The following is a 12,267-nucleotide window of genomic DNA, read 5'->3' on the forward strand; positions in this document are numbered from 1 at the left end:
GGGCCAGGCGGGTTACGGCAATTTTTCCAGGTAAGCGTAAGATAAGCGGCAGGGGCGGCTTTTCGAGCCTGAATGCTGAGGTACCCCTTTTTCCGGAACCGGGAAAAGCTTGAACAATTCATACGGGGTTCTCATATCTCGCTCAAAAGGAGCCCGCCGGAAGGTGGGTGCGAAGCCGTGAAAAAAATATTCCTAAGTCTGCTTGCTGTTTTTTTATGCACGGCCGCATTTGTGATCTGGGGAGAGTACCTCTCCGGCGGCGGCACCTCCTACTTCCCGTATCGCAAGCTGGCCGAGGTCAAGTCCGAGATTACCAGCCTGGAGGCCGAGTTGGCCAAACTGCCCGAGCGGCATGTGCGCTGGATGGGGGAGCGTTTCGGCTATCATAGCGCGTTCTCCCGCCCGACGCAGGACGATGAAGTCCTCGGCGAGTGGGTCGAGTTGAAGTTCAACCGCGTGACGCCGGTGGTGGCGCTCGCGCTGGCCCCGGCCGTCAATCCCGAGAGCGACCGCAAGGAGAGCTACGGTTTCCCGCGCCGGTTCAGAATCGAATTTCGCATGAAGCGCGGAGGCGATCCGGTCTATGTCATCGACTGCACGGAGGAGGATTTTCCGGACCCCGGCATCGCCCCGGTGATTTTCGATGGGCTGGACTTCGACGCCCGCTTTATGAAGATCTACGTTGACCGCGGACAGATCACCGACGGGATGGAGTTTTTCGCGCTGAGCGAGATCTACGTCATCGAGAAGCGCGAAGTCGGCTTCGACAACATCGCCCCGTACTCGCGGCGGTATAATTCGCGCTTCTTCGAGTCCTACCCCTACTGGGACGAGCGCTTTATCTCGGACCGCAACAGCTCGCTGGGCCTTCCGCTGGGGACCGAGCAAAAAAACAATACCGACTTTATCGGGGAATTTGCCGGTTACCGCGACGACAACAAAGTGCAGATTGTTTTCGACCTGGGCAGGGAGCAGACGCTCGGGCGCGCCACCTTTTACCCGGCGATGCCGAAGACCGGAATGCTCCTGCCGCACTTTGGCTACCCCAACGAGATCTACATCGAGGTTTTCAACGATCCCGAACTGACCCGGCCGCTTTACCGGATGGATGTCGTGCCCGACTACAAGGTGCGCAGTTACAAGGACGGCATTTCCTACCGGCCCGTGACGGACATGTTTTTCGCCGCGCCGCTGGAGGACGCCCGCGGGCGCTACGTGCGCATCACCACGTCCGGCCTCCAGAGCTACGAGGAGAACTCGGTCCTCGCCTTCGGCGAAATCATCCTCTGGGGCGGTGATAAAAATCTCTCCAACGGCTGCCGGGTAGCGGTCCAAACCTCAATGCAGCCAATGGGGCCCCTGCATCCGGAGCGGCTGGTGGACGGGTACGTGAACTCGCTCAAGATTATCAACACCTACGACTGGCTCAAAGGGCTGGAAAAGCGCAACCAGCTGGAGCGGGAACTGGCGGATAAAGAGCAGCAACTGACCCGGCTGGAAAACACTATGGCGAAAAGCTGGAAAGCGCTGGTCACAGGTATTTTGATCGTTATCGCGCTCACGGTCGCGCTGGTGATCACGAGCCTGAAGATCGCCGGTATCCGCTCCATGCGGGCCGTGCGCGAGCAGATTTCACGCGATCTGCACGATGATGTCGGCTGCAACATCGGCACGCTTTCGCTCGGGATCAGTAACCTGCAGGAGGAGTTGGCCTCCAGCGACTATTCCCACGACATCAAGGACCTTTACCTGGTCACTCAGGAGACGGCGGCCGCGCTCGAAGAGGCCGTCTTTTTCACCAACCAGGGCGAGATCCTGATCGCTGATCTGGCGGTGCGGTTGGAGGAGCGTGCGCGGATCATCCTCGGGGATCTGATGAAGGTGAACTTCACCGTCTCCGGCGTCCTGTCAAAGCGGCCCGTGGACTTCATCGTGCGTCGCCACCTCTTCCTCTTTTTCAAGGAGGCCCTCCACAACTGCGCCAAGCACTCGCATGCCACGCAAGTGGACATCAACCTGGAGATGGACGGTAGTAAACTTTCGATACGCGTCAGCGACAACGGCCAGGGCTTCGATATGAAAAGCCTTAAGCGCATTTCCGGCCTGAAAAATATGGCCACGCGCGCCTCCCGTGTCGGCGGTCATCTCGATGTGCAGTCGGCGCCGGGGCAGGGGACCGTTCTTGATTTCAGGCTTGCCATTTATTCCCGCAGGGAAGGACGATTGAAATAATGGCCATGAACGACGCGACCCCCATTAAAGTATGGATTGTGGAGGACGACTCCATGTTCCGCAACGGGCTGATGAGAGCCCTCGGGCGGCGAAAGGAGTTGGATTGCGAGGTGGGGTTTTCCAGCCATGAGGACATGTTCAAGTACGCCGAAGCCGGCAACGCCTGGCCGGATGTCGTGCTGATGGACATTGAGCTGGTCGGTGCCAGCGGCCTGGTCGGCATCCGTAAACTCTGCGAAGTCGCCCCCAATGTGCGCACGTTGATCCTGACGGTTTTTTCCAGTCGCGAAAAGCTCTACGACGCCATCGACGCCGGGGCCTCCGGCTACTTGCTGAAGCGCTCGTCGGTCTCGGAGATCGTGCGCGGCATTCAGGACGTGCTCGACGGCGAGACCGTGCTCGATAACCAGGTCATCAAGTACATCCTCGACAACGCCAAGCGAGGGAAGGATTCGCAGATCAAGCTCGCTCCCAAGGAGCAGGAAGTCGTGCGCCAGCTCAGCTTGGGCCATACGGTCGTGATGGTCGCCGACGCGATGAATATCAGCACACACACGGTCGATACTTACATCCGCCGCATTTATAAAAAAATGGGCGTGCACTCGCAGTCGGCAGCAGTCGCCCGTGCCATGCGGGATAACCTGCTCTGATCGCTCGCGGATTGGGTCGGGGGGAGGTTTGTTCGACGCGGAGACGGGCGGCTGTCACGCATGTTCGTGACTTGGATCCGGCGAGCACAGGCGCTATCCTTACACAACGTTTTCCCTTTATTTGTATGCCCGGAGTTTGATTGACCCGGGCTCTGAATGCATTGCCCGCTATGACCAGCAAAACCGTTGTTAATCGCTACCTTTCGACTCTCGCTCTTTTTATTGCGTGCCTCTCGGTACAGGGACAGCCGGCGGATTTCCCGCCCCCGCCTGAAAGCACGGAACGCGCGCCGGGCGTGGTGGCCGGGGAGAGCATTGACTTCGAGCTGAACGACTCCGAGGTCTTTCCGGGGACGCAGCGCATGATCGGAGTGTATGTCCCCCGGGCTTATGACGGCCAGACCCCGGCTTGCGTGGCGGTTTTTCAGGACAAGCTTCAGTTCAACTTCGACACGGTTTTTGACAATCTCATCAGCACCGGCGAGATGCCTGTCACCATCGGTGTGATCGTTCCGCCAGGTAAAATTCCGGGCACTATCGAGCCGGGCTGGCGTCATAACCGCACTTTCGAATACGACAGCCCCGGCGACCGCTACGCGACTTTTATCCTGGAGGAGGTCCTGCCTGCGGTGGAGAAACAGACGACGTCCGACGGACGCCCCATCCGGCTCTCGTCCAGCGGCAACGACCGCATGATCGGCGGGGGAAGCAGCGGGGCCGCCGCCGCCTTTAACGCCGCCTGGGCCAGACCGGAGGAGTTCTCGCGGGTTTTCAGCGCCATCGGTTCCTACACCGGTCTGCGCGGCTCCTACGCCTACCCGACGCTGATTCACAAGACCGAGCCCAAGCCACTGCGACTGTTCCTCCAGAGCGGCACCAACGACATGTGGACCGCTTTCGGGGACTGGTGGAGCGCGAACAACGCGATGGTGCGTGCCCTGGCATTCGCGGACTATGATTTCGAGTACGAATTCGGCGAGGGCAAGCACTCCCCGTCCCACGGCACGGCGCTTTTTCCGAGGGCGATGCGTTACTTGTGGAAAGACTGGCCCCAGCCGGTTCAGCCGGGCATGAAATCCCGCAATCACCTGCTCAAGCAGACCCTCTGGCCGAACGTGCGCTGGACTCAGTTGCCGGGGGATTTTCCAGGGGCCACCCTGGTCCGCGCCGACGAGGTGGGGAACATTTTTGTCTCCACGCCGCAGGGGATCGTCCGCTGCGATGAGAACGGTAAGTCCCTCGCAAAGATGGGGGATGGCGTTTTTCGCACGGTGGACAGTGACAAGACATCCTGGCTGCGCACGCAGGGCGACGGCACGGTGGAGCGGGTGAGCCCGGACGGGAAAACTGTGCGCGAAATCCTCGCGCGTGACCTTCCTGTGCAGGCGCTGGTCGAGTCGCGTTCGGGGGATGTGTACGCCGCCGCTTCGGGCAAGCTCTGGCTGCTGCGGGCGGGACATGAGCCGCAGGTGGTCGATGAGGGGCCGGTGAACATTGGCGGGCTCGCCATCACCGGGGACGGCAACTGGCTGGCGGCTTTCGAGGCGGACACGACACGGGGCTTCAGCTACGCGCTTCAGCCCGACGGGAAGCTTGAGTACAAGCAGACTTTCTATGTCCTGCACAAGGCCGACGCCGACGACAGCGCCGAGGTGCGCGATGCCGCCGCCGAGACTTCCAAATTCGGCTACGTCTATGTCGCGACGGATCTCGGCGTCCAGATCTGCGATGCCAACGGCCGCAGCGGGGCGATTGTTCCGCTGCCCGATGGGGTAGCAGCGGTGTCACTCTGCTTCGGCGGGCGCGATTTCAAAACGCTTTACGTCCTCGGGGTCGACGGACACCTGTATTCGCGTCCGGCCAAGAACTCCGGCGCCGCCCCCTTCCGCCCGGCGGTCAAGATCGAAGCCCGCGCCGGTTGATACCGTTGATATGGCAAGAGGGCATTGCCCGCGAAGCCACGCGAAGGGACGCGAAGAGGAATGGGAGTTTAACAGGAAGGCCGGGAAGCTCAGAAAGCCGTACCTGGTATGGCCTGCTTTAATTAACCACAAAGAGGCAAAGCCACAAAAAAAGCCCTCTCTCAGTGTGCTCCGTGCTTCTCAGTGTGCTCTGTGCCCAAAATTATTTCTTCGGCGTCCTACAATATCTTCGCGCTCCTTCGCGTGGCTTCGCGGGCAATCTTTCCCCGTCTTGTTATTGGCTGAACGCGCTGCATAAAAAAACGTCCGGCGCGGGCCGGACGTTTTTGGGGAAAACGGATTGCTCTGGCGGCGGAGGCCGTGATCAGAGTTCGCGCGAGTATTCTTGAATCGCGCGAACTTCCAGCGGGCGAGTCATCAGGGCCTTGATACCTTCGAGGGCGGCTTCGGCACCGGTGATGGTGGTCATGATACAGACCCGGCGCATGGCGGCTTCGGAGCGAATGACGTTTTCGTCTGCGCGCGGGATTTGCCCGGAGGGGGTGTTGATAATCAGGTCCACCTCGTCATTCTTGAGCATGTCGAGCACGTTCGGGCGGGCGCCTTCGCTGAGCTTGAACAGGCGCTGCACGGGCACGTTGTTTTCCTCCAGTGTGTCGGCCGTCCCGGCGGTGGAGAAGAGCTTGTAGCCGAGCTTGACCAGTTCGCGGGCGATGTTGACGGCGCGGGGCTTGTCAGCGTCCTTGACCGACATGAAAACATTACCCTCCAGCGGCAGCGGCGGCTGCGCGGCCATCTGGGCCTTGGCCATGGCGATGCCCAGGTCGTAGTCCAGGCCCATGACTTCACCCGTGCTGCGCATTTCCGGCGAGAGGGTGATCGGCGCGCCCGGGAAGCGGGCGAAGGGGAAGACGGACTCCTTGACCGCCCAGTAGTGCGGCGTGATTTCCTTGGTAAAGCCCAGGTCGGCCAGCTTCTTGCCCGCCATCACGAGGGAGGCGAGTTTGGCCAGCGGCACTCCGATAGCCTTTGAGACGAAAGGCACCGTGCGCGAGGCGCGGGGGTTGACTTCCAGCACGTAAAGTTCGCCGTCCTTGATTGCGTATTGGACGTTCATCAGGCCGACGACTTCCAGCTCCTTGGCCAGCGCGTAGGTGGCCTGGCGGACGGTGTCGAGGATGCCCGGCTCCAGCGTGTGCGGGGGAAGGACCATGGCGGCGTCGCCACTGTGGACCCCGGCGAACTCGATGTGCTCGAGCATGCCGCCGACCACGGTGGTCTCGCCGTCGCTGATCGCGTCCACATCCAGCTCGATGGCGTCTTCGAGGAACTTGTCCAGCAGGACAGGCTTGCCGGGGGCGGCGTCGAAGGCGTTGCGGACGACCTGCTTGAGCTCGTCGATGCCGTAAACGATGAACATACCCCGTCCGCCCAGCACGAAGCTCGGGCGCAGCAGGATGGGGAAGCCGATCTGCCCGGCCAGTTCGTAAGCCTGTTCGGCGGTGTGGGCGATGGCGTTGATCGGCTGCTTGAGGCCGATACGGTTGAGGATGTCCTTGAAAAGCTTGCGGTCCTCGGCGGCGTCGATCATGTCCGGCGAAGTGCCGATGATGTTGACGCCGTTGTTCTTCAACTCGGTGGCGAGGTTGAGCGGGGTCTGTCCGCCGAACTGCACGATCGCGCCCTCGCATTTCTCCTGCTTGTAGATTTCGAGCACGTCTTCCAGGGTCAGCGGCTCGAAGTAAAGGCGGTCCGAGGTGTCGTAGTCGGTGGAGACGGTCTCGGGGTTGGAGTTGACCATGACGGTCTCATAGCCGTCCTCGCGCAGGGCGAAGGAGGCGTGCACGCAGCAGTAGTCGAACTCGATCCCCTGGCCGATGCGGTTGGGGCCGCCCCCGAGGATCATGATCTTCCGCTTGTCCGAGGGTGTGATTTCGTTTTCGTCGCCGTAGCTGGAGTAGTAGTACGGGGTAAAGGCTTCGAACTCCGCCGCGCAGGTATCGACCAGACGGTAAACGGTGTTGATGCCGTTTTCGTCGCGCATCTTCTTGATGTTGCGAATCTTCGTGCCGAGGATTTCCGCCAGTTGCTTGTCGGTGAAACCGGCTTCCTTGGCCTCGCGCAGCAACTCGGGCGTGAGCGCGTTGAGGCCGGTTTTGCGCAGGAGCATTTCCAGGTCCACGATACCCTTGATCTGGTGCAGGAACCACGGGTCGATCTTGGTGTAGCGTTCGACTTCCTCCAGCGGCATGCCATTGAGGAAGGCGTAGCGGACGTAAAAGAGGCGCTCGGACGTGGGGTGGGCGAGCCCGGCGCGGATCAGCTCGGGGTCGGTCATTTCGGTGTCGCCGAACTTGCCGCCGCCGCCGAGGCCGCGGGCCCCGATTTCGAGGGAACGGAGGGCTTTTTGCAGGGACTCCTTAAAGGTGCGCCCGATGGCCATGGCCTCGCCCACGCTCTTCATGGAAGAGGTGAGGGTCTTGTCCGCGCCGGAGAATTTTTCAAAGGTGAATCGGGGGATCTTCGTGACCACGTAGTCGATGGTCGGCTCGAAGGAGGCCGGGGTTTCGCGGGTGATGTCGTTGCGCAGCTCGTCGAGCGCGTAGCCGACGGCGAGCTTGGCCGCGATCTTGGCGATGGGGAAGCCCGTGGCCTTCGAGGCGAGCGCTGAGGAGCGCGAGACGCGGGGGTTCATCTCGATCACGACCATGCGGCCCGTCTTCGGGTCGGTGGCGAACTGGATGTTCGAGCCGCCGGTTTCCACGCCGATGGCGCGGATGACCGCGAAGGAGGCGTCCCGCATGAGCTGGTACTCCTTGTCGGTCAGCGTCATGGCCGGGGCCACCGTGATGGAGTCGCCGGTGTGGACGCCCATCGGGTCGAGGTTTTCAATCGAGCAGATGACGACGCACTGGTCCTTGTGGTCGCGCATGACCTCCATCTCGTACTCCTTCCAGCCCAGCAGGCACTCTTCGACGAGGACCTCGGTCACGGGGGAGGCGTCGAGCCCGAAGGCCACGATGTCTTCAAATTCTTCCTTGTTGTAGGCGATGCCGCCGCCGGTGCCGCCGAGGGTGTAGCTGGGGCGGATGATGAGCGGGTACTTGCCGATCTTTTCCGCCGCCGAGCGGGCCTCGTCCATGTTGTGGGCGGTGTGGCTGTCGGGGATGTCCAGCCCGATCTCGATCATGATCTGGCGGAACTTTTCGCGGTCTTCGCCGCGCTCGATGGCGTCCTTTTTGGCCCCGATCAGCTCGACGTTGTACTTGTCCAGGATGCCCAATTCGGCCAGCTTGAGGGAGAGGTTCAGACCGGTCTGCCCCCCGAGGGTGGGCAGGAGCGCCTGCGGCTTTTCGCGGGCGATGATCTTTTCCAGAATCTCCGGGGTGAGCGGCTCGATGTAGGTCACATCGGCGAACTCCGGGTCGGTCATGATCGTGGCCGGGTTGGAGTTGACGAGGACGACGCGGTAGCCTTCCTCGCGCAGGGCCTTGCAGGCCTGGGTGCCGGAATAATCGAATTCGCAGGCCTGGCCAATGACGATGGGGCCGGACCCGATGATGAGAATGGTGTCAATATCGGTACGCTTGGGCATCTGGGAAATGTTTAACCGGGTACCCTTGCAGAATTCCGGCGGATGAAAAGCTTTTTCATGGAAACTCTTTATCCGAAGCCGTTCGCCGGGCCGTTAGCTTACTTTTTCAGCCCTCGCTCAGGCTTTTTGAGATTTTGTTGAGACGATCTTGCAGCAGCGGGAGCGAGAGCATGTAGAGAATCGTCGTGGTCACGGTCAGGGTGGCGCCGGGGGCGCTTTTGAGCCCGAGAGCGTGGAGCTGGCGGGCGGCACGGACCAGCCCGTAGCAAACCGTGGCCAGGCTGAGGAGCCCGAGGACCAGCCCGGTGGGCAGGAGCCAGCCGGGAAGCAGATCGATCCTGCTTTCGGTGGACTGTCGCACCCAGAAAATCCCGAGCCCCAGCGCGCCGAGGTAAAGCAGGTACAGCGGGCAAAAGAGCGCGATCAGCCCCCGGACCGGGATCGGGCGTTCGCCGCCGAGTCGGTTCACGTCGCGCATGATGAGAAACGCCCACACGTAGCCGTAGCAGGTAAACGTCGCCGGGACAAACAGCCAGTGCAGGGCCGGGGGGCGGCGCGGGATGTCGGGAATGGCCGGGTGGGGCAAGGGCGCTCCGGAATCGGCGTGGTCAGACGTCGCCTGGCCGGGAGTGTTCCGGGTGAGAGCGGCGTTGTCGTGAGCGGAGGGCGTTGTCATACCTCAATAAGGAAACAGGCGGTCGGCGGTCAATCCGGTGACGAGGCTCTCGGATGCGGCGTGGTGACGGCGGGCGGCTGGTTGATGGGTGGCTCGCGGGTGTTGATATGGCGGCGGCGCGGAGACGGGGGCGTCCTGCGGGAAGCGGAACGGCCCCGTCGTCTCCGGCGGAAACCCGCGCCTTACTCGGCGCTGAAGCGATAGATCGTGCGCGAGGTGAACGCGGTGCCGGGACGCAGGATGATGTCGCCGAGGGTGTCGGGCTGGTTGACGCCTTCGGGGCAGCCCTGCGTTTCCAGGCAGAGACCGGCGTGCTTGAAGTAGTTGCCGTGCTTGCCGGTCTCGGTGTCTTCCATCATGGCGCTGCTGTAGAACTGCACGCCGGGCTCGGTCGTGAGGCACTCCATCACACGGCCGCTTTCGGGCTCTCGCACGCGGGCCACCAGACGCGGTTCGGCGGTGCGCCCGCTCTGGAAAAAGTAGTTGTCGCCGTGGTGCAGGTGGATGCCCGCAATGCGTTCACCGAGGATGACGGGCTGGCGCAGGTCGTTGGCCTGGCCTTCAACAGAGCGGACTTCGCCGGTCAGGGTCATGGTATCGTTGGCCACCGCGTAGGTGTCGGCCAGGATCTGGATTTCGTGCCCGAGGACGTCGCCGTTGCCCTCGCCGCGGAGGTTGAAGTAGGCGTGGTTGGTCACGGCCAGCGGGGTGGCCTTGTCCGTGAGGAAAGCGTAGTCGATGACGAGCTCCCCCGCGTCGGTCAGCCGGTACGTGACGGTGCAGTCAACCGTCCCCGGAAAGCCGTTGTGCCCGGCGGGGTCGATGTAGCGAAGCTTCAGCACCGACGCGCCTTCTTCCTCCAGCGCGGTCGGTTCCCAGAGCTGCTTGTCGTAGCCGTCACGGCCGCCGTGCAGGCAGTTGTCGCCGTCGGTTTTGTCCAGTTGATACTCCGTGCCGTCGAGGGTGAACTTCGCCCCCGTGATGCGCCCGGCCACGCGCCCGGTGATGGCCCCGAAGAAGGGATGCCCGGCGAGGTAGCCGTTCAGGTCTTTTTTGCCCAGGAGGACGTCGGCCTTTTTACCGTCGCGGTCCGGCACTTCGAGCGAGAGCAGGAGGCCCCCGTAGTTGGTGACGCGCAGCACCATGCCTTGAGCATTGGTGAGGGTGAAAAGCTCGGCGGTGCGGCCGTCGGGCAACTGGCCATAATCTTCGCGGGTGATCGACATAGGCGGCCAGTGTGGAGCCTGCCGGGACGGACGACAAGCCTGACTTGCCGGAGCCTTTTCGTCTTTAACAAAAAAGCCGGTCGCCCCCTCAAGGGACAACCGGCTGCAAAAAGCGGATAAGGCGCGCGGTGGCGTCTTACTTGGCCTTGCGGCGGCGCAGGGCGGCCAAGCCGAGCATGGCGACCCCGCCCATCAGCGCGTAGGTGGATGGCTCGGGGACCGGGTTGATGTTCCCGCGCAAGGGGGTGTTCGACCAGCCCATGTCTGTCGTGTAAATTTTGAGACCCGTCTGGCTGTTTTCGAGGTCATAGAGGGAGAGGTCCAGCTCGGAGGGCGGAGTGGTCAAGCTGGCCGCGCCGTTGAAGTACACAGGTTCCAGCGTGATGTTGAGGCTCAGCAGGGTGTATTCGTAGATCGTGTCGTCGGTGAGGTTTTCCGTGCCATACTCCGTGGTGAACTGGATGCTGTGGTAATCGCCGCCGGTGATCGACCCGTTGGTGACGCCGAAGGACGCCTTGTCTGTCAGCGCTGAGGTGGTGAAATTTTCCGTCTCCCCGTAGAGGGTCAATTCAAACTCCAGCAAGCGGAACTGCGCCTGGGTGGCACCCGAGAAAAGGGGGCTCGCCTCTGTGTCCCACTGCAGGGTTGCCGACCAGGCCGAGCCGACCGGGAACTGCGCATTGAAGTTTGGCGCTGCGCCGCCAGTGTTGTTAGTCGTCACCCCGGAGAGCGTCGTCGTATAGATGGCCCCCGAGGCCGCGACGCTGAAAGCCAGGAAGGCGGCGATAGTAGCTGTCGTATTAGTGATTTTGGTAGCATGCATAATCGGTGCTTATCGGCTCGAAATGGTAACGTTTTGTCAATAGGATTCTGTATTTAAGGTGGATGAGCCTTGTAGGAGGATAGGGCCATAAGTCCTGTGTTGGTTTTGGTTCGCAGCAAGGTTGAGGGTGCGTCCGCTCTTGCGCCGGCTGTCGCTACGTTGTAGAAGCTCTGTTTTTTAGGTGAAATCGTTTCTGTCCATCTGTGTCTTGCTGACTGCTTCGTTGAGGTTGGCGGCGTTTGAGACGGTGACGTTCGACGCCTTTGACGGCATCGACATCACCGCCGACCTGTATTGGGCAGACAAGGATAACCCGGAGACACCGTTCATCATCCTGCTTCACCAGGCCGGTTACAGCCGGGGGGAATATCGCGAAATCGCCCCAAAGCTGGTCGCAATGGGCTACAACTGCATGGCGGTGGACCTGCGCAGCGGCAGTGGCGTGAACAACGTCCTCAATGAAACTGCCCGGCGGGCCGTGGACGCTCAACAGACGCCGACCTACCTCGACACGACAACGGACATTCTGGACGCGGTCTTTTACGTCCGCGATCACTACGCCCGCGGTTCCGTTATCCTGTGGGGAAGTTCCTACTCAGCCTCGCTGGCGCTGAAACTGGCGGCGGACCGTTCCCGGCTCGTGCAGGGGGTGGTGGCGTTTTCGCCGGGCGAGTACTTTGTCTCTCTGGAGAAACCCAGCAACTGGATTGCCGACAGCAGCCGCAAGCTGGAAGTGCCGGTCTTTATCGCCTCGTCCCGTCGGGAGGCGCGGCTATGGCAGTTGATTTTTCATGAGATCTACTCGGACCACAAGGTCAGCTATGTCCCGGAGACGAGCGGCGACGAACACGGTTCGCGCGCCCTCTGGGCCGACAACCCCAACCACGACGGCTACTGGACAGCAGTGAGCGCGTTTTTGAAAACGTATTTCCCGCCCAACCCTGCCTCGGGGAAATAGCTGTCGCACCGATTGGCTTGTATAATAAATATCCCTCGTCCCTCCCAAAACAGCCAAGCCCCCGGGTAGCGGCCTTTTTGGCTCCGTAGGGGCTAGCTGGTCCAGCCAGACGCCTCAGTGTCCAGTGCGGCCACGCACGGGGCGAAGCCCCCTCATTGCCACCGGGTGCAACCCGGGCTTTCGAC

8 protein-coding genes are annotated in these 12,267 nt (G+C 61.7%); 4 read left to right on the forward strand and 4 right to left on the reverse strand.

Going from position 1 to position 12,267, the window contains the following annotated elements; genetic code table 11:
- The first annotated feature begins 231 nt into the window (after nt 1-231).
- From H5P28_RS20015 to H5P28_RS13520, 3 genes are all read left to right on the forward strand, one after another.
- On the forward strand, nt 232-2,232 hold the full coding sequence (locus H5P28_RS20015) for an ATP-binding protein (protein WP_185676235.1): 2,001 nt from the start codon (nt 232-234) through the stop codon (nt 2,230-2,232).
- A 5-nt stretch (nt 2,233-2,237) separates the two neighbouring features.
- The gene (locus H5P28_RS13515) at nt 2,238-2,882 is read left to right on the forward strand and encodes a response regulator transcription factor (RefSeq protein ID WP_185676236.1); all 645 of its coding nucleotides are present in this window, start codon (nt 2,238-2,240) and stop codon (nt 2,880-2,882) included.
- A gap of 170 nt (nt 2,883-3,052) precedes the next feature.
- Nucleotides 3,053-4,804: an SMP-30/gluconolactonase/LRE family protein gene (locus H5P28_RS13520; RefSeq protein WP_185676237.1), complete on the forward strand. Its 1,752-nt coding sequence runs from the start codon at nt 3,053-3,055 to the stop codon at nt 4,802-4,804.
- Between the two features lie 364 nt (nt 4,805-5,168).
- On the opposite strand, the gene carB is transcribed toward H5P28_RS13520, so the two are convergent.
- From carB to H5P28_RS13540, 4 genes are all read right to left on the reverse strand, one after another.
- Nucleotides 5,169-8,399, reverse strand: coding sequence for a carbamoyl-phosphate synthase large subunit (gene carB, locus H5P28_RS13525; protein WP_185676238.1), 3,231 nt, complete (start codon nt 8,397-8,399; stop codon nt 5,169-5,171).
- Between the two features lie 106 nt (nt 8,400-8,505).
- Nucleotides 8,506-9,075 (reverse strand): hypothetical protein, encoded by a 570-nt coding sequence (locus tag H5P28_RS13530; RefSeq protein ID WP_185676239.1) that lies wholly within the window; start codon nt 9,073-9,075, stop codon nt 8,506-8,508.
- 182 nt (nt 9,076-9,257) lie between these two features.
- Nucleotides 9,258-10,301 (reverse strand): aldose epimerase family protein, encoded by a 1,044-nt coding sequence (locus tag H5P28_RS13535; RefSeq protein WP_185676240.1) that lies wholly within the window; start codon nt 10,299-10,301, stop codon nt 9,258-9,260.
- A 136-nt stretch (nt 10,302-10,437) separates the two neighbouring features.
- Nucleotides 10,438-11,124 (reverse strand): PEP-CTERM sorting domain-containing protein, encoded by a 687-nt coding sequence (locus tag H5P28_RS13540; RefSeq protein ID WP_185676241.1) that lies wholly within the window; start codon nt 11,122-11,124, stop codon nt 10,438-10,440.
- 181 nt (nt 11,125-11,305) lie between these two features.
- On the opposite strand from H5P28_RS13540, the gene H5P28_RS13545 reads away from it, so the two are divergent.
- Nucleotides 11,306-12,082, forward strand: a complete 777-nt coding sequence (locus tag H5P28_RS13545) for an alpha/beta fold hydrolase (RefSeq protein ID WP_185676242.1) — start codon at nt 11,306-11,308, stop codon at nt 12,080-12,082.
- The last annotated feature ends 185 nt before the right edge of the window (nt 12,083-12,267 follow it).

It is taken from the genome of Ruficoccus amylovorans, from assembly GCF_014230085.1.
Classification (GTDB): domain Bacteria; phylum Verrucomicrobiota; class Verrucomicrobiia; order Opitutales; family Cerasicoccaceae; genus Ruficoccus; species Ruficoccus amylovorans.

Coding starts and splice junctions, on each gene's coding strand:
- H5P28_RS13515 (WP_185676236.1), top strand. CDS start 2,238: ATGAACGACGCGACCCCCATTAAAGTATGGATTGTGGAGGACGACTCC.
- H5P28_RS13520 (WP_185676237.1), top strand. CDS start 3,053: ATGACCAGCAAAACCGTTGTTAATCGCTACCTTTCGACTCTCGCTCTT.
- carB (WP_185676238.1), bottom strand. CDS start 8,399: ATGCCCAAGCGTACCGATATTGACACCATTCTCATCATCGGGTCCGGC.
- H5P28_RS13530 (WP_185676239.1), bottom strand. CDS start 9,075: ATGACAACGCCCTCCGCTCACGACAACGCCGCTCTCACCCGGAACACT.
- H5P28_RS13535 (WP_185676240.1), bottom strand. CDS start 10,301: ATGTCGATCACCCGCGAAGATTATGGCCAGTTGCCCGACGGCCGCACC.
- H5P28_RS13540 (WP_185676241.1), bottom strand. CDS start 11,124: ATGCATGCTACCAAAATCACTAATACGACAGCTACTATCGCCGCCTTC.